Raw genomic sequence first — 19,508 nt, 5'->3', positions numbered from 1 at the left:
CGCGCGGCTCAGAGCAGCTTGCGCAGGGTGTTCGTGTTGCGGGTCGTCGTCGTGCGCCGGAAGCGCGCGGCGGCGGCCCGCTTCGCGAACGCGGTGTCGGTGCTCGAGCCCTTCGGGCAGGACCAGTAGACGACACCGTCGCCCCGGGCCACCCGCTCGACACCGTCGTCGAGCGACAGGTCGGCGACCAGGCCGTCGAGGGCGGCGTCGTCGGAGCCGAAGACGACGTGGTCGTGCCGGTCGGGGGCGGAGTCGAACGGGAAGCCGTCGATGACCTCGGCGAGTCGCTCGTGCGGGACGAGGACGATCCGGGCGTCGTACCCGAAGCGGTCCCGCAGGGCCTGCTCGACGGCGGTCTGCACCGCCGACGCGTCGCCCGGTGCCGTGAACACGACGTTGCCCGAGGCGAGCACCGTCCGCACGTCGGTGTACCCGAGACCCCCGAACAGCGCCGCGAGCTCGGCGTTCCGGATCGTGATCCCGTTGACGTTCACCCCACGCAGCAGCGCGACCCACCTGGCCATGCCGGAACCGTAGCCTGCCCGGCGGCGGTGGGGCGAGCCTCCCGACTGATCCGCAACGACCATTGCGCAAGAAACGTTGCACAAGACGTGTTGTGCACCTATGGTCGAGCCATGGATGTGCAGCGACTCGACGACGCGGCGCAGATGCGCGCGCTCTCCCACCCGACCCGGCTGCGGCTCGTCGGGCTGCTCCGGACCGGTGGCCCGCAGACCGCGGCGATGCTCGGCGAGCAGGTCGACGAGGCACCGGGGACGATCAGCTACCACTGCAAGCGCCTGGCCGACGCCGGCTTCATCGAGCCCGCACCCGAGCTCGGCACCGACCGACGTGAGCGCTGGTGGCGGGCGGTCGCGCAGCACACGTCGTGGGACCTCGCGGACGGCTTCGACGACCCCGACCGGATGGTCGCCGGCACCGCGCTCGACCGGACCGTCGCGCAGGCGTACGCCGACGAGTACACGGCGTTCCTCGACCACGTCCCGGCCTTCGGGCGCGAGTGGGTCGCGGCGTCGAACAGCGGTGACCGGACCCTCCGGCTGACGGTCGACGAGCTGGGTGCCCTCGGGTCGGAGCTGCAGGGCGTCCTCGACCGGTGGGAGGCGCGGAGCGCCGAGCACGAACCCGGCGATGGTTCCGAGCGGGTCACCGCGGTCGTCCAGAGCTACCGGTCGGCGCGCCCGTGAACGCGCACTGGCGGCTGCGGTCCCTGCTCGCCGTCCAGGTGGTCTCGCGGACCGGGAACGTCGCGACGACGATCGCGGTGCCGTTCGTGGTGCTGTCCCGCGGCGGGTCGGCGACGGACGTCGGCATCGCGGCCTTCGCGGCGACGATCCCGATCGTGCTCGGCGGGGCCTTCGGCGGCGTGCTCGTCGAGCGCTTCGGGTTCGTCCGGTCGAGCGTGGCGTCCGACCTGGTCAGCGCGGCGACGCTCGTCGCGATCCCGCTCCTGGCGTGGACGGTCGGGCTGCCGGCCTGGGCGCTGCTCGTGCTCGTGTTCCTCGGCGGCCTGTTCGACACCCCGGGGGAGTCGGGCCGGCGGGTGCTCCTGCCGGGACTCGCGACGGCGGCGGGGATCCCGCTCGAGCGTGCCGTGGGTCACTTCGAGGCGTCGGTGCGCTTCTCGGTGCTGCTCGGCGCCCCCGCGGCGGGACTGCTCGTGGGCGCCGTCGGGCCGTTGCCCGCACTGGCCGTGACCGCCGCCGTGTTCGGTGCGGCAGCGGTGCTCGCCGCCGTCACGCTGCGGGGTGTCGTCGTCGCTCCCGCGACCGACGCGGGCGCCGCCGCGCCGTCCGCCGGGTACTGGCGCGACCTCGGCGCCGGGCTGCGCTTCTGCGTGCGCGACCCGCTCTTCCGGCTCGTCATCGCGGTCGTGCTCGTGACGAACCTGCTCGACGCGGCGCGCTCGACAGCGCTGCTCCCGCTCTACGCCGACCGAGTGCTCGACGGCGCGCAGTCGCTCGGGATCGTCAGCGGGACCTTCGGTGGTGCGGCGTTCCTCGGGTCCCTCGCGTTCGGGTACGTGGCGCACCGGGTGCCCCGGCGGATCACGTTCGTGGTGTGCTTCGTCCTGGCCGGCGGGCCGTCGCTCGCGGTGCCGGCACTCGGACTCGGGCTGCCGTGGGTGCTCGGCGCGTGCGTGCTGTCGGGCTTCGCGGCGGGCGCGCTCAACCCGATCCTGGGGGCCGTCGAGCTCGAGCGCATCCCGTCGCACATGCGGGCCCGGGTGTTCGGGCTCCTGTCGGCGGGGTCGTGGGCGGGCATCCCGCTCGGCGGACTCTTCGGGGGCATCGCTGCGGACGGCATCGGCGTGACCGGGACGTTCGCGATCGTGGCCGTGGTCTACACGATCGTCACGCTGTCGCCGCTGCTCGGTGGGTCCTGGCGGCTCATGGAGCGCCCGACGGCGACGGCGCCCGCGGCCGTGCCGCCGACGGTCCCGGTCCCGTAGCCCGGCCGGCCGACCGGTCGGCCGGCCGGCCGGCCAGCCGGTCGGCAGCGCTCGCGGGGCGGCCGGCCGCGGCGCTCGCGGCGGCGCGGTCCGTCGTCACGTCGCACAACCGGAAGCACGTCGCACCGCGGAATTCCGTGGTGCGACGCGCTTGCGGTTGTGCGCGAGCGAGTCGAACCAGCGCACGACCGCACCAGCCGAACGCGACGAAGGAGCCCGTCCCGCACTTGCTCGGAGCGACCCGAGCGACGCTCCGGTAGACGAGGAGCATGACGGACGAGCGCAACGCAGACGGCCAGGCAGCAGACGGACAGGGACCGGACGACGCACACGTGGTGCCTGAGGGGGTGTCCGAGGCGACGGTCGAGGCGCTCGGCACGCTGTCGGCCGCACTCGAGGTGCTCGAGCACGCACGGGGCCTGCTCTACGGGTTCCACCGACTCACCGGGACCGCGGACCTGAACCTCGGCGAGGCCGTCGAACAGCTCCGGAAGGCTGGCCACACCGAGCTCGCCGAGCGGATCGACACCGAGCTGGTCGGCCGCAACGTCATCGACGGGCGGTGGACGTTCCAGATCGTCGAGGACTACGACGACAACTACTACGCCCTCGCCAAGGAGCTCGAGCAGACCGCCCGCGACCAGCTCGTCGGCGGCAAGCGCCACCTGTACGAGGCGGGCATGAAGGAGGACCGGCGCACCCCGGGCCGACGCCGCCACGAGGCCAAGCCGGCGGACGTGTCGGACTGACGACGCGCCTCCAGGCCGGACGTACCGGACGTACCGGACGCACTCTCGCGGAACGCACCGTGGGCGGTCCCCCACAGCGGAACGTCGCTGCGAAGGACCGCCCACGTTGCGTCGTGCGGGAAGCGCGGGACGCGGAAGCGGGAGCGCGCTACCCGACGCCGAGCAGCGCCTCGAGCGGCCCGCGCGCGAAGTACAGCAGGAAGCCCGCCGCGACGACGTAGAGGAGCCAGGAGACCTCGCGGCCGCGGCCGGACAGCAGCTTGATGAGCACCCAGCTGATGAAGCCGGCGCCGATGCCGTTCGCGATCGAGTAGGTCAGCGGCATCACGACGATCGTCAGGAACGCCGGCAGCGCAGCCCCGAAGTCACTCCACTCGATGTCCTTCACCTGCGCGACCATGAGCGCACCGACGACGACGAGTCCGGCGGCCGCGACCTCGAGCGGGACGACCTGGGTCAGGGGCGTGAGGAACATCGACGCCAGGAACAGCAGGCCCGTCACGACCGAGGCCATGCCGGTGCGGGCTCCCTCGCCGATGCCCGACGCCGAGTCGATGAAGACCGTGTTCGACGACACCGAGGCGCCACCACCGGCGATGGCGCCGGCACCCTCGACGACGAGCGCCGACTTCAGGCGGGGGAAGGTGCCGTCGGGCTTCGCGACACCGGCGGCCTTCGCGAGCCCGGTCATCGTGCCCATCGCGTCGAAGAAGTTCGTGAAGACGAGGGTGAAGACGAGCATCGACGCGGCGACCGGGCCGATGCGGGTGAACGCTCCGAAGACGTCGGCGTGCCCGACGAGCGACAGGTCCGGCAGCGCGAAGAGGGCGTTCGGCAGGCCGGGGGCGTTGAGGTTCCAGCCGGTGGGGGAGTCGACCGAGGTGGGGACCTTGAAGATCGCCTGCAGGACGATGGCGATCACGGTGGTGCCGATGATGCCGATGAGCAGCGCGCCCTTCACCCGGCGGGCCATGAGCGTGCCGATGATGACCAGGCCGATCAGGAACACGATCGTGGGCAGGGCCGCGACGGAGCCGTCCTCACCGAGCTGCAGCGGCGGCGAAGCGTTCTTCGTGGTGCGCACGAACCCCGAGTCGACCAGACCGATGAACGCGATGAACAGGCCGATGCCGACGGTGATCGCGGCCTTGAGCTGCGCGGGCACGGCCGTGAAGATCATCGTCCGGATGCCGGTCAACGCCAGGATCACGATCACCACGCCGTTGATCACGACGAGGCCCATCGCCTCGGCCCAGGTGACCTGGTGCACGACGCTCACGGCGAGGAACGAGTTGATCCCGAGGCCCGCGGCGATGCCGAACGGGAGGTTCGCGACGAGGCCCATCGCGATCGTCATCACACCGGCGACGAGGCCGGTCGCGGCGGCGACCTGCGCGTTCTGCAGCCAGCCGCCGAGGACGTCCTGCGGCGCCTGGTCCTGGCTGAACCCGCCGAGGATCAGCGGGTTCAGGATGACGATGTACGCCATCGTCACGAAGGAGACGAGACCACCACGGATCTCACGGGGGATGCTCGATCCGCGTTGCGTGATCGAGAAGAAACGGTCGAGGCCGGATGCGAAGCGGTTCCGGGGCGGGGTGTCGGTCTGCTGGGCGCTCACCGAACGAGTTTACAGAACGCTGGGAGTCCGGACGGCGCGCGTGTCGCTGCGCGGGCACCGGCCTGGAGGCGCGGGTCACCGACCCGGGGGACGGTGCGTCCGACAGGCGGCCGCGTTCTGGGGCCATCCGACGGTGTTGGATGAGGGCGTGAACGAACGTCTGGACCGCGCGCGGGTCGAAGCCGCCGTGCGTGAGCTCCTCCTCGCCGTCGGCGACGACCCTGACCGCCCCGAGCTCGAACGGACCCCGGCACGCGTCGCCGACTCGTACGCCGAGTTCTTCGCCGGCATGGGGGTCGACGCCACCGCGATCGCACGCTCCGGCGCCGTGCACTCCGAGGACGGGGAGCGGGGGCAGCTCGTGGTCGTCCGCGACGTGCGGTTCCGTTCGATGTGCGAGCACCACCTGCTGCCGTTCATCGGCGTCGCCCACCTGGCGTACGCGCCGGGCGAGCAGCTCATCGGCCTCGGGACCCTGTCGCGCGTGCTCGACGCCGTGGCCTCGCGGCCGCAGCTGCAGGAGCGGCTCGGCGAGCAGGTCGCCGCAGCCGTCACCGAGGGGCTCGACGCCGACGGCGTGCTCGTCGTGCTCGACGCCACGCACCAGTGCGTGACCGCCCGCGGCGAACGGCAGTCGGGCTCGTCGACGGTGACCGTCGCGGCGACCGGTTCCCTGGCCGACGCGGCGGGGCGGGCCGAGGCGATCGCGCTCATCGGTGCCGGTGCTGGTGCCGACCACGGGGCGGACGCATGACGCGCGAGCAGCTGGCCACGGGCCTCCAGGCCGTCTCACCCGCACCCGGCTGGGTCGTGCCGGCCCTGCGCGACCCGGTCCGCACCATCGGTCGCCGCACCTTCGACTTCGACCACCGCATCGCCGTCATGGCGATCGTGAACCGCACGCCGGACTCCTTCCACGACAAGGGTGCGACCTTCGCCCTCGACCGGGCCGTCGAGGCCGCCGTGCGTGCCGCCGACCAGGGGGCCGACTGGGTCGACATCGGCGGCGTGAAGTTCGCGCCGGGGCCCGAGCTGTCCGCCGACGACGAGATCGACCGGGTGCTGCCCGTCGTGTCCCAGCTCGCCGAGCAGTCCGACGTCGTCATCTCGGTCGACACCTTCCGGCCCGAGGTCGCTGCGGCGACGATCGCCGCCGGTGCCAGCGTCGTCAACGACACGACCGGCCTGTCCGACCCGAGGATGGCGTCCGTCGTCGCCGACTCCGACGCGACCGTCGTGATCACGCACTCGACCGCCCCGCCGCGCCAGCAGCTGCCGACGCCGCCGACGTACGCCGACGTGACCGCCTCGGTCGTGGACTTCCTGCGCGAGCGGGTCGACCGTGCGCTCGCAGCGGGGATCCCCGAGTCGCGGATCATCGTCGACCCCGGGCACGACCTCAACAAGAACACCGTGCACACGCTCGAGCTGACCCGACGGCTGCCCGAGGTCGTCGCGCTCGGGTTCCCGGTGCTCGCAGCGGTGTCGAACAAGGACTTCGTGGGGGAGTCCCTCGGACGCCCTCGCGGAGAGCGACTGCCGGGGTCGCTCGCCGCGGCGACCGTCAGCGCGATGCTCGGCGCCCGGATCGTCCGCATGCACGACGTCGTCGAGAGCGTCGACGCGATGCGCATGGTCGAGGCGGTCCTCGGTTGGCGCGAACCCGTGGAAGCGAGGCACAACACGTGAACAGCCCCTCCCTGCCGGCGTCGATCGCCGACCTGTCCGACGACGAGCTGCTCGACCGGTACACCGCGGACGTCCCCGACGGCCCCTGGCTGCGGGTGAACTTCGTCGCGACGCTCGACGGTTCGGCGTCCGCGTCGGGTCGCACGGCGTCCCTCGGCGGGGACGACGACCTGCGCGTGTTCGACCTGCTCCGCCGGGTCGCCGACGTCGTGCTCGTGGCCGCCGGCACCGTGCGCGACGAGGAGTACGGCCCGATGGTGCTGCACGACGAGGACGTCGCCTGGCGCCGCGCGCACGGGATGCCCGACCACCCGGTCTTCGCGATCGTCACGAACTCCGCGTCGGTGGACGCGGGCTCGCGGGTGTTCACCGAGGCGCCGGTGCGGCCGATCGTGCTGACGTCCGGGTCCGGTGCCGCGTCGTCGTCCGGGCAGGCCCTGGCGTCCGTCGCGGACGTGGTGGACTGCGGCTCGGATGCTGTCGACGTGGGTGCCGTGCGGGACGCCCTGGCCGCTCGGGGCCTCCACCGGATCCACTGCGAGGGCGGTCCGTCGTTCCTCGGGGCGCTCGTCGCCGCCGACGCGGTCGACGAACTGACGCTGACGATCGACCCGACGCTCGAGGGCGGCGAGGGTCCGCGCATCGCGACCGGGTCGTCGCCGGAGCTGCGCCGGATGCGGCCCGCGCACGTGCTGCTCGGCGACGGCGGTGTGCTGCTGACCCGGTGGGTGCGCGACCGGTAGCGGCTAGGGTCGGACGCGTGATCGACGTCGTGGTGTCCGGGGTGCTGTTCGACATGGACGGGACGCTCGTCGACTCGACCGCCGTGGTCGAGGAGGCCTGGAGCCGCTTCGGTGCGGAGCACGGCATCGACCCCGCCGAGATCCTCGGGTTCTCGCACGGGCGGCAGACGATTGACACCGTGCAGCGCTTCCTGCCGCACCTGGCCCCGGACGAGCAGCGGGCGATCGTCGAGACGATGATCGCCGCCGAGATCGGGTACACCGAGGGCATCGTCGAGGTGCCGGGAGCGGCCGCGTTCGTGCAGCGCCTGCTCGACACCGGTGTGCCGGTCGCCCTCGTCACGAGCGCGCCGCGGGAGCTCGCGGTGGAACGGATGCGGGCCGCGGGGGTCCCGGTGCCCGAGGCACTCGTGCCCTCGGAGGACGCCGAGCGGAGCAAGCCGCACCCCGAGGGCTACCTGCGTGGTGCCGCGCTGCTCGGGGTGCCGCCGGAGCGGTGCCTGGCGTTCGAGGACGCCCCCGCCGGGGTCGAGGCCGCCGTCGCCTCCGGAGCCACGACCGTCGTCGTCGGGACGCTCGAGGCACCGGTCACCGCAGGGCTGCCGCGCATCACGGGGTACGACGGCATCGAGGTCGCCCGCGAGGGGTCCGCTTTCCGCATCCGGGGCTGAACGTCGGCTCCGGACTGCGAACGTCCCCAGGCCGTCCGGACGACCGTGGAGGTCGCGCCGGGAGACCCCCGGCAGCGGAAGGAGCGACCATGGCAGCCCTCGACGGCAAGAAGATCCTCGTCATCGCGACGAACTACGGCGTGGAGCAGGACGAGATCGTCGTCCCCACCGACCAGCTCCGCGAGCGCGGTGCCGACGTCACGGTGGCGGCGCAGGAGTCCGGCTCGATCGAGACCCTCGTCGGCGACAAGGACCCGGGCAAGTCGGTCTCCGTCGACACCACCATCGGCAGTGTCAGCGGCGCAGGCGACTACGACGCGCTCGTCGTCCCCGGTGGCACCATCAACGCGGACACCATCCGCCAGGACTCGGACGCGGTCGCACTCGTGAAGGCCTTCGCCGAGGCGGGCAAGCCCGTCGCCGCGATCTGCCACGGCCCGTGGACCCTCATCGAGGCCGGTGTGCTGCAGGGCAAGACCATCACCTCGTTCCCCTCGCTGCAGACCGACGTGCGCAACGCCGGCGCCGAGTGGGTCGACCAGGAGGTCCAGGTCGACGGCGGCCTGATCACATCGCGCAACCCCGACGACCTGCCGGCGTTCGTCGACGCGATCGAGCAGGCGCTCACCGCCTGACCCGCTCGCACCACGCACCGTGGGCGGCACCTCGCAGGGCTACAGCGCTGCGACGTGCCGCCCACGGTGCGTTTCCCGGAGCGGCCGGAGCGGCCGGAGCGGCCGGAGCGGCCGGAACGGGCGGGGAGCGCGGGGAGCGCCCGTCCGTCAGAGCGCGACGGGGCGCGCCGTGCGGAGCACCGCGGGCCCGAGGGTGAGCACACCGTCGGACTCCGGGTCGCAGCGCACCCCGCCCAGCCCGCGCATCGCCCGGAACGCGCCGGGAGCCACCTCGTGGTCCATCCAGGCGCACGGGTTCGCCGGCCGGTACCCGCGGAAGGACACCGGACCGCCGGACCCCGGGCTCTCGAGCGAGAACGGCGCACCCCGGAGTGCCTCGACGTCGGCACCCCGCAGGTACACGTTGCGCCGGGTCGCCGCGGGGTCGACGGTGGCACCCACCGCCTCGGCCACGGCGTCGAGCCCCTCGAGACCGATCACCGTGACGGTGGCGTGCACGTGCGCCCGTGCGGCGAAGTAGCGGTCACCGACGATGCCGAGTCCCGCCCGCAGCTCGATCCGGTCGCGGAGCTCCGGGCCCTCGGCGGGCAGCGCGCCGTCCGCCGGGCGCCCCTCGTAGCGGTGGTGCGGGGAGACGAGCAGCATCGCGACCTCGACGTCGGTGCGGAAGGGCAGGTCGCCGGGGCCGGCCACGTCGTCGACGGAGGTCACGGCGCCCACGGTAGTCGTGCCTCCCGGCCGGCACCGCCGCCCCGCTGTCGTGTCCGATTCCCGCCAGTACCTGTCGGGGGCCCGTGCCAGGCTGACCGCGTGACGAACCCCGCACCCGGCACGGAGCCGCAGCCCGACGCGCAGCCCGACGAGCTGCACGCCGAGCGCCACCGCGCCGTCGCCTCCCGCGACGCCCGGTTCGACGGCCAGTTCGTCACCGCCGTGCACTCCACCGGCGTCTACTGCCGCCCGAGCTGCCCCGCCCGGACCCCGCGCGCCGAGGGCGTCACGTTCTACCGCACGAGTGCCGCCGCCCACCTCGCCGGCTTCCGCGCGTGCAAGCGCTGCCTGCCCGAGGCGACGCCGGGCAGCCCGGAGTGGGACCTCCGCGAGGACGTCGCCGGCCGCGCCGTCCGACTCGTCCTCGACGGCGTCGTCGAGCGCGAGGGGGTACCCGGCCTGGCCGCCCGCGTCGGGTACTCCGAGCGGCAGCTGAGCCGGATCATGACCGAGGAGCTCGGGGCCGGACCGAAGGCCCTCAGCCGAGCGCACCGCGCGCAGACCGCCCGGACGCTGCTGACCTCGTCGGACCTGCCGGTGGCCGACGTCGCGTTCGCCTCCGGCTTCACGAGCGTCCGGCAGTTCAACGACACCGTGCGCGAGGTCTTCGCCCTCACCCCCTCCGAGCTCCGCGCGCGCCGGACCGACCGGCCGACGTCGGCCGACGACGGCTGGCTGCACGTCCACCTCCCGGCCCGCGCGCCCTTCGACCTGCAGGGCCTGCTCGACTGGCACGCGCTCCACGCCCTCAGCGGGCTGGAGCACGTCGAGCGCAACGCTTCGGGTCGGGTCACGGCCTACGGTCGCCTCGTCGCCCTGCCGGGAGGCCCGGCCCGCTTCACCGCCTCGGCCCCCGCTGCCGACGGGGTCGGCAGGGGCGCGGGGCGCGTCGGGGTCGCCCTGCGCGTCCGCCTCACCACGCTCTCCGACCTGCCGACCCTCGTGGCGCGGGTGCGGGCCCTGTTCGACCTCGACGCCGACCCCGAGGCGGTCGACGCCGTCCTCGCCACGGACCCCGTCCTCGCCCCGGCGGTCGCCCGGGTCCCCGGCATCCGCCTCCCCGGCGCCGTCGACGCACACGAGGTCGTGTTCCGCACCCTGATCGGGCAGCAGGTCTCCGTGGCCGCCGCCCGCACCGCACAGACCCGGCTCGTCGCAGCCCTCGGGGAGTCGGTCGACCCGGGGCTGGCCGAGGACGGGCTGCTGTTCCCGACCGCGACGACGATCGCGACCCGCGGGCACGAGGTCCTGCGGGGACCCGCGGCACGGGTGGACACGATCCTGCGCGTCGCGGCGGCGCTCGCCGACGGGTCGCTCGTCGTCGACGCGGGACAGTCCCTCGCGGAGCTGCGCGCCGGGCTCCTGGCGGTGAAGGGCATCGGGCCGTGGACGGCGGACTACGTGGCCCTGCGGGTCCGGCACCACCCGGACGTGTTCCTGCACAGCGACCTCGCCGTGCGGAACGGTGCACAGGAACTCGGACTGCCCGGTGGCGCCCGCGAGCTCTCCCTACGGTCGGAGCAGGTGGCGCCGTGGCGGAGCTACCTGACGATGCACTGCTGGCGTCCGATCGTCGACCGCGCGAGCGCGACGGCGGAGGCAGCAGCGGCGACGGACCACCAGGAGGAGACAGCATGACCGAGCCCACGACGACCATCCAGACGCTCGACACCCCCGACGGCCCCTTCACGGTGCTCGAGGACGACGAGGGGTACGTGCTCGCGTCGGGGTGGACCGACGACTCCGCACGGTTGCTCGCGCGGCTGGCCGACCGGCACCGCCCACGACGGCTGACCGACGGCCGGGTGCACGCGGCCGAGGCGGTCGAGGCCTTCTACGCCGGCGAGGTCGAGGCGGCGATGCGGGTCCCGGTCCGGCAGCACGGCACCGACCTGTTCGCCGAGGGCTGGCGGCAGCTCCGCGCGATCCCGGCCGGCACCGTCCTGACGTACACCGAGCTCGCGGCGGCCATGGGGCGACCGGACGCCGTCCGCGCGGCTGCGAGCGTCTGCGCGCGGAACGCCCCGGCGCTCTTCGTGCCGTGTCACCGGGTGCTGCGGTCCGACGGGACGCTCGGCGGCTTCGCGTGGGGGCTCGACGTCAAGCGCTCCCTGCTCGAGCGCGAGTCGGTCGGCGTGACCGCGCTCGCCTGAGCCGCTCCGTGCGCGGGAACCGAGCGGCGACCGAGCGGGAACCGAGCGGCGATCGAGCAGGTTCGACCGAGCAGAGTGCACAGGGAACGTGGAGCGCTCCCCCTGGTTGCGGGTGGTGACGCTCACGGTCCGGACTGTCATGCTCTGGGTACCGACCCGCACGGTCCCTCCGCAGGACCCGACGCAGCGCCGTCGCGCACCTCGGAAGGACCCATGCCCCCCGACCAGCACGCCCCGCCCGGACAGCAGCCGGGGGACCCCTCGCACGTCGACCGCACGGTCGTGTCCGCGGACGGCACACCGCTCGCGGTCGCCGAGAGCGGCTCCGGGCCCGCCCTGGTGCTGGTCGGCGGCGCCTGGGACCACCACGGCAGCCCGGCGGTCGACCGGATGGTCGCGGCCCTCAGCGACCGCTACCGTGTCGTCACCTACGACCGGCGGGGTCGGGGTGCGAGCGGGGACACCGCGCCGTGGTCGGTCGAGCGCGAGGTCGAGGACCTGGCGGCGGTCGCGGCGTCCGTCGATGGCCCGGCCGACGCGGTGGGGTGGTGCGTCGGTGCAGGGGTGGTGCTGCGTGGCCTCGCCGCCGGCGTGCCGTTCGGGCGCGCGGTGCTCTGGGAGCCGCCGTACCGCGCCACGGTCGACCCGCAGGGCGACGACGTGCTGTTCGCGGACTTCCTCGACGGGCACGTCGCGGCCGGACGCCGGGCGCAGGCGGTGCGGGCCTTCCTGTCCCGCGTGCTCGGCATCCCGATCCCGCACATCACCGCGGCGCGCCTGAAGCCCGGACTGTGGCGGTCGCTCCTGGCCGACGCACACGTGCTCTCCCGGGACGTCCGGGTGCTCAACGGCCTCTCCGTCCCCGAGCGGGTGGCGGCGTCGGTCGGCGTCCCGGTGCTCGTGGCCTCGGGCGACGGCGGCGCCGAGTGGATGCGGCAGGCCTCGGTCGCGCTGGCCGAGGCGGTGCCCGGCTCGCGGCACCTCGTCGTCCCCGGTCAGGGGCACGTGCCGGAGCCGAAGGTGCTGCGGCACCTGGTCGACCGGTTCGTCGGGCTGCCCGCGCCCGAGTGACGTGCGCGCCCGGAGCCGCTGCGGTCGGTCGTCACCGGCCGACGCGGGAGGGTGGGCATCGCGGGTGCGAGAGGATGGTGGCGTGACTGCTCCCCGCCTCGGCCTGCTGCTCGACGTCGACGGACCCATCGCGAGCCCGGTGACCCGGACGATCGCGATCCCCTCGATCGTGGCGGACCTCGTCGCGCTCGCCGCCGAGGGCGTCCCGATCGTCTTCAACACCGGCCGCAGCGACGCGTTCATCCGCGAGCAGGTCGTCGGTCCGCTGATCGCCGGAGGGCTCGCGGAGGGCGGCCGGGTGCACGCGGTGTGCGAGAAGGGTGCCGTCTGGTGCTCGATCGGCCCGCAGTACGAGGGCGGGATGAGCGACCTGGTGATCGCCGAGGACCTCGCGCTCCCGCGGGACTTCGCCGACGAGATGCGCGACCTCGTCCGTGACGAGTACGCCGACCTGGTGTTCTTCGACGAGACGAAGCACGCGATGGTCTCGATCGAGCAGCGCGTCGAGGTGCCGAACGCCGCGTACCTCGCCCGCCAGGCCGAGTTCGACGCGAAGGCGATGGCGGCGCTGGAGCGGCGCGGGCTCGGTGTCCGCCGGCTCGACGACGTCCGACCGGACGCCGACGGCGCGGTGCAGTGGCGCGTCGACCCGACGATCATCTCCACCGACGTCGAGTCCGACCGGTCCGGCAAGGACATGGGTGCCGAGCGAGCCCTCGAGCTGCTCGCGCAGGACGGGGAGCTGCCGGTGACCTGGCGGACCGTCGGCGACTCTCGTAGCGACTACGCCATGGCGGACTGGTTGCACGCCAACGGGCACGACGTCGCGCACGTGGACGTCCGGCCGGCGGACGGGGTGCCGGCGACGCCGTACCCGGTGCTCACCGCGGACGACGGCGTGATCCACGACGAGGCGGGCGCGCGCTTCCTGGCCGACTGGCGCCGCGGCGCCTGAGCCGCCCCGCGTTCGGGCGGGCCTCCCGCGCCGGACCCGCGCCGAGCCTCCAGGTCGATGCCGCGATGCCGCGTCTGCACGGGTGCCCGGGTGCCGAGACGCCGGCGTCTGCACCAGACGCCCTGAGTGCCTCGAGACGGTCCCGGATCCGGCGGTGTCTCGACGCGTCGACGGCGTCTCGCCGGGACGCCGTCGTCTCGCACCCCACGCCGTCTCGCCCGGACGCCAGTGCCGCCCTCGCCCGGACGCCAGCGCCGCGCACCGTCCGGACGGCTGGTGCTGCTGGCCCCGTGTCCCGGGGCGACACCGTTTGCGAGCCGGGGTGGTACACCAGTACCCTCACGGGGTCCATCGCCAGCCGTTCGACGGGAACCCCCATGGCATCACCGCTCCGCATCAAGTCGATCGAGGCCTCCCTCGCCGACTCCGAGGAGGAGGGCCGCTCGCTCAAGCGGTCCCTCAAGACGTTCGACATCGCCGCGATGGGCATCGCGGTCGCCGTCGGCGCCGGCATCTTCTCGGTCGGCGCGAACGCCGCCGCGAACTTCGCCGGCCCGAGCGTCATCATCTCGTTCCTGCTCGCAGCCGTCACGTGCGGCCTGGCGATCATGTGCTACGCCGAGTTCGCCTCGACCATCCCGGTCGCCGGCTCCGCGTACACGTTCACGTACGCCACGATGGGCGAGCTGCTCGCGTGGATCGTCGGGTGGGACCTCATCCTCGAGACCCTGACCGCGAGCGCCGTCATCGCGAAGTACTGGGGCATCTACCTGAGCACCGCGTTCGGGGTCTTCGGCATCGACCTCCCCGACACGATCCAGCTCGGCCCGATCGGCTTCACGTGGGGCCCGGTCCTCATCGTCGGCGTCTTCACGCTGCTGCTCGCGTTCGGCACGCGTCTGTCCTCGCGGGTCTCGGCCGTCATCACGGTCATCAAGGTCGCGATCGTCGTCTTCGTCATCGTCGCCGGGGCGTTCTTCGTCAAGGCCGCGAACTTCACCCCGTTCGTCCCGCCGGCCGAGGCGTCGAAGGGCGCCGAGGGCGGCGTCCTGACGCAGTCGCTCGTGTCCTTCGTGACCGGTCAGGCCCCGGCGCAGTACGGCGTGTTCGGCCTGCTCGCCGCGGCCTCGCTCGTGTTCTTCGCCTTCATCGGTTTCGACGTCGTGGCGACGAGCGCCGAGGAGACCGAGAACCCGCAGAAGACCCTGCCCCGAGGCATCTTCATCGGCCTCGGCATCGTCACGCTGCTCTACATCGGCGTCAGCATCGTCATCACGGGCATGGTCTCCTACCAGCGGCTCGCCGACGAGGAAGCGCCGTCCCTCGCCTCCGCCTTCGACATCGTCGGACTGCCGTGGGCCGCGGGCATCATCGCGATCGGCTCGCTCATCGGCCTGACCACCGTGGTGATGGTCCTGCTGCTCGGCCTGTCCCGCATCGTCTTCTCGATGAGCCGCGACGGACTGCTGCCCCGCTGGTTCTCGAAGACGAACCCGAAGACGCAGACCCCGGTGCGGGTGCAGGTCGTCGCCGGTGTCGTCGTCGCGTTCATCGCCGGGTTCACCGCCGTCGAGCGCCTCGAGGGCATGATCAACATCGGCACGCTCTCGGCGTTCGTGCTCGTGTCGATCGGCATCGTGGTGCTGCGCAAGACCCGTCCGGACGCACCGCGAGCCTTCCGGGTGCCGTGGGTGCCGGTCCTGCCGATCCTCTCCGCGGTGCTGTGCTTCTGGCTCATGCTCAACCTCGAGGTCGAGACCTGGCTGCGCTTCATCGCCTGGCTGGCGATCGGGTTCGCGATCTACTTCGGCTACAGCCGACGCAACAGCCGGGTGGGCAAGGGCCTGCAGTAGCGGGCGGCGGCCTCGCCGGCGGCTTCGCCGCGCGCACAACGGGAAGCACCTCGCGCCACGGATCGCCGTGGCGCGAGGTGCTTCTGGTTGTGCCGGAGCAGCCCGCGCCGCCGTCCGCCGCCCGCGCCGCCGTCCGCCGCCCGCGCCGCCGTCCGCCGCCCGCCGTGCCGGATGCCGCACGCCCCGCGCCGCGGCGGCTACGCCCCGACGGCGAGCGCGACGCCGAACGACAGCATCACGACGGCGACGAGCCCGTCGAAGACCCGCCAGGTGAGCGGCTTCGCGAACAGCGGTCGGAGCAGTCGTCCCCCGAACCCGAGTGCGCCGAACCAGAGGCAGCTCGCGGCGACCGCGCCGACGGTCCACCACCAGCGGTCGTCGACACCCTGCTGGTTCGCCACCGAACCGAGGAACACGAGGGTGTCGAGGTACACGTGCGGGTTCGCCCACGTGAACACGAGCATCGTCGCGACCGCCGCACCGAGGGTCGGGACGGCGCGTGCTGCGGAGGCGACTCGTGTCGCGACCGCAGGTGTCGTGGTCCGGCCGGGAGGCTCCTCCGCGCTCCGTCCCGCAGCCCCGCCCCCGCCGTCGGGAACGACGGTGTCGTCGGCCCGCCGCGCGGCTCGGCCCGCGGCCGGTCCGGGGTCACCAGCCGCCTGCGCGGCCGTCTCGGACGAGGCCGTCGCAGGCGCCGCGACCGCCGTGGGCGCGACCGTCGTCGGCGCCACCACGCCGTCGTCCGCCGCCTCCTGCTCGACGGCCATGGCCTCCCCGGTGGGACGGAACGCCCGGCGGGCCGCGAGCACCCCGTACACCACGAGGAACGCCGCACCCACGAACCGCACCACCACGAGCGCGACGGGGAACCGCTCGACGACGACCCCGACGCCGAGCACCCCGGCGACGATGAGCACCGCGTCGGACACCGCACAGACGGCGACCGCGGCGGCGACGACCCGCGCCGGGGCGCTGACCGCGAGCCGGAGCAGGTACGCGTTCTGCACCCCGATCGCGACGATCAGGGCGAGGCCGGTGCCGAGGCCGGCGAACAGGGGGAGGAGGACGGTCACGGTCTCGACGGTAGGAGCGACCCCCGGTGCAGTCCAGCTCACGTTCCTGAAGGTCCGTAAGCTCTGCTGCATGCTCCGTCTGCAGCGGGACCACCTCGAGACGCTCCTCGCCGCCGTCGACCACGGCACGCTCGACGCTGCGGCCCGCGCCCTCGCGATCACCCCGTCCGCGGTGTCGCAGCGCATCAAGGCGATGGAGCAGCAGCTCGGCCGGGTGCTGCTCCAGCGGACGACGCCGGTCGCGCCCACCGCCGACGGTGCGGTCGTGCTCCGGCACGCACGGCAGGCCCGGCTCCTCGAGGACGAGACCGCCCGGGCGCTCGGCGCGGTCGGGGATGCGGACGCGCCCGTCGTGCCGTCGATCCCGCTCGCCGTGAACGCGGACACGCTCGGCACGTGGTTCCTCGACGCACTCGCGCTCGTCCGAGCCGACACCGAGGTCGTGTTCGACCTGCACCGCGAGGACCAGGACCGCACCGCCGAGCTCCTCCGTGCGGGTACCGTGATGGCCGCGGTCACCGCCGAGGCCGACCCGGTGCAGGGCTGCTCGTCGGTGGCACTCGGGGTCGACCGCTACCGGGCCGTCGCCGCGCCTGCCTTCGTCGACCGGTACCTCGCCGGTGCGGTGTCCGAGCGGCAGATGACCGCACGGCTCGACGCGGTCCCGCTCGTCGACTACGACCGCGACGACGACCTGCAGCAGGGGTACCTCCGCCGGGTCCTCGGGCACGCCCCTCGCGGGCCGCGGCACTTCGTCCCGACGTCGGCAGACTTCGCGCGCGCGGTGTCGCTCGGCTTCGGGTGGGGGATGCTGCCGGAGGCCCAGTGCCTCGACGGCCTGCGCAGCGGAGCACTCGTCGAGCTCACGCCGGGGCGTCGGGCGGACGTGGCGCTGTGGTGGCAGCGGTGGAACCTGGCGTCACCGCTGCTCGAACGGGTGACCGAGGCCGTGCGGGCGACCGCGCACGAGCGACTGCACCAGCCCGGCTGACCGCGGACGCTCTCCGCCCCGCCCAGCGGGTTGCGGACCCCGCCGGCGGTGCCGGATCAGACGGTCGCCCGCCAGCGCAGCCCGTCGACGAGCAGTCCGACCAGCTGCTGGCTCTGCTCGGTCGTCGGCGCCCCGTGGCAGAGGTCGGCGACCGCGCGGAGCAGCTGCGTGGCGTCGATGTCGTTGCGGATGGTCCCCGCTGCCGAGGCCGCGTCGAGCAGTCCGGTCAGCGCCCCGCCGAGTCGACCGATGAACCAGGGGTGCAGTCCCTCGAACGCCGGGTCACCGGACTGGAGCGCCGCAGCGAGCCCGCGCTTCGTCGCGACGAACCCGGTGAACCGCTGGAGCCAGAGCGCGAGGGCGTCGTCCGGCGCGTGGTGGTCGGCGAGGTCCGCGGCGGCGTCGGCGCACTCCTCGACGGCCTGCTGGAACACCGCGACCACCAGGTCGGAGCGCTGCGGGAAGTGGCGGTACAGCGTGCCGACACCGACGCCGGCGAGGTCGGCGATCACCCTGGCGGGAGCGTCGACGCCCTGGTCGGCGAACACCTGACGGGCAGCATCGACGAGGGCGTCGAGATTGCGGCGGGCATCGGCGCGCACGGTTCCTCCGAACGGGGTCGCGGTGAGGGCTTGCGGAAACGGAACAGCTTTCCGTATCGTTGCGGAAGAGCGTTCCGCTTCGAGCCAGCCTACGACGACCGGCCTCGGGACGCCACCGACAGGAGGCACACAATGCAGTACCGCACCCTCGGCCGCACCGGCATCCAGGTCAGCCCCTTCGCGCTCGGCGCCATGATGCTCGGCACCGACGGTCGCATCGGCAACGGCGACGAGCAGGACTCCATCCGCATCGTGCACCGCGCGCTCGACGCCGGCATCAACATCATCGACACCGCCGACCGCTACTCGCAGGGCGGGTCCGAGGTGCTCGTCGGCAAGGCGATCAAGGGCCGGCGCGACGACGTCGTCCTCGCCACGAAGTTCAACGGCCCGATGGGGGACGACCCGAACCGGCGCGGCAACTCCCGCCGCTGGATCACCACGGCGGTCGAGGACTCGCTCCGACGCCTGCAGACCGACCACATCGACCTCTACCAGGCGCACCGCCCCGACGACACCGTGGACCTCGAGGAGACCCTGTCCGCACTCACCGACCTCGTCCGGAGCGGCAAGGTGCGTGCGATCGGCTCGTCGGACTTCCCCGCATCGATGCAGGTCGAGGCGCAGTGGACCTCCGAGCGTCGCGGTCTCGAGCGCTTCCGGTCCGAGCAGCCGACCTACTCGATCCTCAGCCGGGGCATCGAGCGCGAGGTCCTGCCGGTCGCCCAGCGCTACGGCATGGGAGCGCTGGTCTGGAGTCCGCTCGCCGGCGGCATGCTGACCGGGCGCTTCCGTCGGGGACAGCAGAACGACCTGTCGCGGGCGGGCATGTTCCGCCACGACCAGGACGACCGGCGGATCGACGCCGTGGAGCAGGTCGTCGCCCTCGCCGAGGAGACCGGCATCCCCACCACCCACCTCGCCCTCGCGTTCGCGATCGCCCACCCCGGCGTGACGAGCGCGCTGATCGGGCCGCGGTCGGTGGAACAACTCGACGACCTGCTGGCGGCGGCGGACGTCGCGCTCTCCGACGAGGTGCTCGACCGCATCGACGCGATCGTCCCGCCGGGCACCGACGTCACGCGGCTCGACCAGCAGTACCAGCCGCCCGCGCTCCTGCGACCCGAGCTCCGCCGTCGTCCGGCCGCCGAGCGCTCCGCCGCCTGACGCCCCCTCGCCCTCCGCAGGACGCAACCCCGGCGGTTACTCGCAGCGCTGTACCGCTGCGAGCAGCCGCCCTCGTTGCGTCTCGCGAAAGAGCGAGAGAGCGAGAGAGCGGGGGAGCGGCGGGGCGGGGAGCAGGGGAGTGGTGGCGCCCCACCCGATCCCGCAACGCGGTGATGCGGGAAACCGCAAGAAGCAGCGGGGTCCTGCGGGATTCACACGACGGACACCCGAGCGCGTCGAGCGGGTCGTAGTGTCGCACTCGACCGACGGCACGGGCCGTCGTCGCACGAC

General features: G+C 73.5%; 20 protein-coding genes. 15 read left to right on the top strand and 5 right to left on the bottom strand.

Annotated elements, in window-relative coordinates; translation table 11 throughout:
- Positions 1-8 precede the first annotated feature (8 nt).
- Entirely contained in the window at positions 9-524 is a 516-nt protein-coding gene (locus ACIQFY_RS11130; protein WP_400340068.1) for a DUF1697 domain-containing protein, read from the bottom strand.
- Positions 525-635: 111 nt separating this feature from the next.
- Here ACIQFY_RS11130 and ACIQFY_RS11125 point away from each other — a divergent pair, with 111 nt between their 5' ends.
- The 3 genes from ACIQFY_RS11125 (at position 636) to ACIQFY_RS11115 (ending at position 3,222) form a co-directional block, all read left to right on the top strand.
- Positions 636-1,208, top strand: coding sequence for an ArsR/SmtB family transcription factor (locus tag ACIQFY_RS11125; RefSeq protein WP_400340065.1), 573 nt, complete (start codon positions 636-638; stop codon positions 1,206-1,208).
- Entirely contained in the window at positions 1,205-2,473 is a 1,269-nt protein-coding gene (locus tag ACIQFY_RS11120; protein ID WP_400340062.1) for an MFS transporter, read from the top strand. Before ACIQFY_RS11125 ends, ACIQFY_RS11120 begins: the two co-directional genes overlap by 4 nt.
- A 269-nt stretch (positions 2,474-2,742) precedes the next feature.
- Positions 2,743-3,222 carry a hypothetical protein gene (locus tag ACIQFY_RS11115; protein ID WP_326495885.1) on the top strand — a complete coding sequence of 160 codons (480 nt, stop codon included), beginning with the start codon at positions 2,743-2,745 and terminating at the stop codon, positions 3,220-3,222.
- A 148-nt stretch (positions 3,223-3,370) separates the two neighbouring features.
- Here ACIQFY_RS11115 and ACIQFY_RS11110 read toward each other — a convergent pair whose 3' ends face one another.
- Positions 3,371-4,843 (bottom strand): NCS2 family permease, encoded by a 1,473-nt coding sequence (locus ACIQFY_RS11110; RefSeq protein WP_326495884.1) that lies wholly within the window; start codon positions 4,841-4,843, stop codon positions 3,371-3,373.
- A 148-nt stretch (positions 4,844-4,991) separates the two neighbouring features.
- Here ACIQFY_RS11110 and folE point away from each other — a divergent pair, with 148 nt between their 5' ends.
- The 5 genes from folE (at position 4,992) to ACIQFY_RS11085 (ending at position 8,581) form a co-directional block, all read left to right on the top strand.
- Entirely contained in the window at positions 4,992-5,597 is a 606-nt protein-coding gene (gene folE / locus ACIQFY_RS11105; protein ID WP_238638116.1) for a GTP cyclohydrolase I, read from the top strand.
- Positions 5,594-6,532, top strand: a complete 939-nt coding sequence (folP, locus tag ACIQFY_RS11100) for a dihydropteroate synthase (RefSeq protein ID WP_400340058.1) — start codon at positions 5,594-5,596, stop codon at positions 6,530-6,532. Before folE ends, folP begins: the two co-directional genes overlap by 4 nt.
- Positions 6,529-7,275: a pyrimidine reductase family protein gene (locus tag ACIQFY_RS11095; RefSeq protein WP_326495882.1), complete on the top strand. Its 747-nt coding sequence runs from the start codon at positions 6,529-6,531 to the stop codon at positions 7,273-7,275. The genes folP and ACIQFY_RS11095 overlap by 4 nt, the downstream gene beginning before the upstream one ends.
- 17 nt (positions 7,276-7,292) lie before the next feature.
- A complete protein-coding gene (locus ACIQFY_RS11090; RefSeq protein ID WP_326495881.1) occupies positions 7,293-7,946 on the top strand; it encodes an HAD-IA family hydrolase in 654 nt (217 codons plus the stop codon).
- A gap of 89 nt (positions 7,947-8,035) precedes the next feature.
- Entirely contained in the window at positions 8,036-8,581 is a 546-nt protein-coding gene (locus ACIQFY_RS11085) for a type 1 glutamine amidotransferase domain-containing protein (RefSeq protein ID WP_058750492.1), read from the top strand.
- Between the two features lie 147 nt (positions 8,582-8,728).
- Here the strand turns inward: ACIQFY_RS11085 and ACIQFY_RS11080 are convergent, their stop codons facing one another.
- Positions 8,729-9,226: a molybdenum cofactor biosysynthesis protein gene (locus ACIQFY_RS11080; RefSeq protein ID WP_400340381.1), complete on the bottom strand. Its 498-nt coding sequence runs from the start codon at positions 9,224-9,226 to the stop codon at positions 8,729-8,731.
- Positions 9,227-9,445: 219 nt separating this feature from the next.
- On the opposite strand from ACIQFY_RS11080, the gene ACIQFY_RS11075 reads away from it, so the two are divergent.
- From ACIQFY_RS11075 to ACIQFY_RS11055, 5 genes are all read left to right on the top strand, one after another.
- Positions 9,446-10,990 carry a DNA-3-methyladenine glycosylase 2 family protein gene (locus ACIQFY_RS11075; protein ID WP_400340379.1) on the top strand — a complete coding sequence of 515 codons (1,545 nt, stop codon included), beginning with the start codon at positions 9,446-9,448 and terminating at the stop codon, positions 10,988-10,990.
- Positions 10,987-11,505 carry a methylated-DNA--[protein]-cysteine S-methyltransferase gene (locus ACIQFY_RS11070; protein ID WP_400340054.1) on the top strand — a complete coding sequence of 173 codons (519 nt, stop codon included), beginning with the start codon at positions 10,987-10,989 and terminating at the stop codon, positions 11,503-11,505. The genes ACIQFY_RS11075 and ACIQFY_RS11070 overlap by 4 nt, the downstream gene beginning before the upstream one ends.
- Positions 11,506-11,718: 213 nt before the next feature.
- The gene (locus ACIQFY_RS11065) at positions 11,719-12,576 is read left to right on the top strand and encodes an alpha/beta fold hydrolase (RefSeq protein ID WP_400340052.1); all 858 of its coding nucleotides are present in this window, start codon (positions 11,719-11,721) and stop codon (positions 12,574-12,576) included.
- An 82-nt stretch (positions 12,577-12,658) separates the two neighbouring features.
- Positions 12,659-13,531, top strand: a complete 873-nt coding sequence (locus tag ACIQFY_RS11060) for a hypothetical protein (protein WP_081985143.1) — start codon at positions 12,659-12,661, stop codon at positions 13,529-13,531.
- Positions 13,532-13,908: 377 nt separating this feature from the next.
- The gene (locus ACIQFY_RS11055) at positions 13,909-15,384 is read left to right on the top strand and encodes an APC family permease (protein WP_400340049.1); all 1,476 of its coding nucleotides are present in this window, start codon (positions 13,909-13,911) and stop codon (positions 15,382-15,384) included.
- Positions 15,385-15,581: 197 nt separating this feature from the next.
- Here ACIQFY_RS11055 and ACIQFY_RS11050 read toward each other — a convergent pair whose 3' ends face one another.
- A complete protein-coding gene (locus tag ACIQFY_RS11050; RefSeq protein ID WP_400340046.1) occupies positions 15,582-16,457 on the bottom strand; it encodes a LysE/ArgO family amino acid transporter in 876 nt (291 codons plus the stop codon).
- A 70-nt stretch (positions 16,458-16,527) separates the two neighbouring features.
- Between ACIQFY_RS11050 and ACIQFY_RS11045 the strand changes: the two genes are divergently transcribed.
- The gene (locus ACIQFY_RS11045; protein WP_066657148.1) at positions 16,528-17,448 is read left to right on the top strand and encodes a LysR family transcriptional regulator ArgP; all 921 of its coding nucleotides are present in this window, start codon (positions 16,528-16,530) and stop codon (positions 17,446-17,448) included.
- 56 nt (positions 17,449-17,504) lie between these two features.
- Here ACIQFY_RS11045 and ACIQFY_RS11040 read toward each other — a convergent pair whose 3' ends face one another.
- Positions 17,505-18,050 carry a TetR/AcrR family transcriptional regulator gene (locus tag ACIQFY_RS11040; RefSeq protein ID WP_400340043.1) on the bottom strand — a complete coding sequence of 182 codons (546 nt, stop codon included), beginning with the start codon at positions 18,048-18,050 and terminating at the stop codon, positions 17,505-17,507.
- Positions 18,051-18,182: 132 nt separating this feature from the next.
- On the opposite strand from ACIQFY_RS11040, the gene ACIQFY_RS11035 reads away from it, so the two are divergent.
- Entirely contained in the window at positions 18,183-19,217 is a 1,035-nt protein-coding gene (locus ACIQFY_RS11035) for an aldo/keto reductase (protein WP_251155178.1), read from the top strand.
- The last annotated feature ends 291 nt before the right edge of the window (positions 19,218-19,508 follow it).

Source organism: Curtobacterium sp. NPDC092190, assembly GCF_044755625.1.
Classification (GTDB): Bacteria; Actinomycetota; Actinomycetes; order Actinomycetales; family Microbacteriaceae; genus Curtobacterium.
Note: the sequence above shows the minus strand (reverse complement) of the source record. Positions and strands in the feature narration are given on the sequence as shown.

What these genes read in the sequence shown, in the direction of transcription:
- ACIQFY_RS11055 (WP_400340049.1), top strand. Translation starts at nt 13,909, where the DNA reads ATGGCATCACCGCTCCGCATCAAGTCGATCGAGGCCTCCCTCGCCGAC.
- ACIQFY_RS11070 (WP_400340054.1), top strand. Translation starts at nt 10,987, where the DNA reads ATGACCGAGCCCACGACGACCATCCAGACGCTCGACACCCCCGACGGC.
- ACIQFY_RS11080 (WP_400340381.1), bottom strand. Translation starts at nt 9,226, where the DNA reads ATGCTGCTCGTCTCCCCGCACCACCGCTACGAGGGGCGCCCGGCGGAC.
- ACIQFY_RS11035 (WP_251155178.1), top strand. Translation starts at nt 18,183, where the DNA reads ATGCAGTACCGCACCCTCGGCCGCACCGGCATCCAGGTCAGCCCCTTC.
- folP (WP_400340058.1), top strand. Translation starts at nt 5,594, where the DNA reads ATGACGCGCGAGCAGCTGGCCACGGGCCTCCAGGCCGTCTCACCCGCA.
- ACIQFY_RS11085 (WP_058750492.1), top strand. Translation starts at nt 8,036, where the DNA reads ATGGCAGCCCTCGACGGCAAGAAGATCCTCGTCATCGCGACGAACTAC.
- ACIQFY_RS11065 (WP_400340052.1), top strand. Translation starts at nt 11,719, where the DNA reads ATGCCCCCCGACCAGCACGCCCCGCCCGGACAGCAGCCGGGGGACCCC.
- ACIQFY_RS11125 (WP_400340065.1), top strand. Translation starts at nt 636, where the DNA reads ATGGATGTGCAGCGACTCGACGACGCGGCGCAGATGCGCGCGCTCTCC.
- ACIQFY_RS11130 (WP_400340068.1), bottom strand. Translation starts at nt 524, where the DNA reads ATGGCCAGGTGGGTCGCGCTGCTGCGTGGGGTGAACGTCAACGGGATC.
- ACIQFY_RS11045 (WP_066657148.1), top strand. Translation starts at nt 16,528, where the DNA reads ATGCTCCGTCTGCAGCGGGACCACCTCGAGACGCTCCTCGCCGCCGTC.
- ACIQFY_RS11115 (WP_326495885.1), top strand. Translation starts at nt 2,743, where the DNA reads ATGACGGACGAGCGCAACGCAGACGGCCAGGCAGCAGACGGACAGGGA.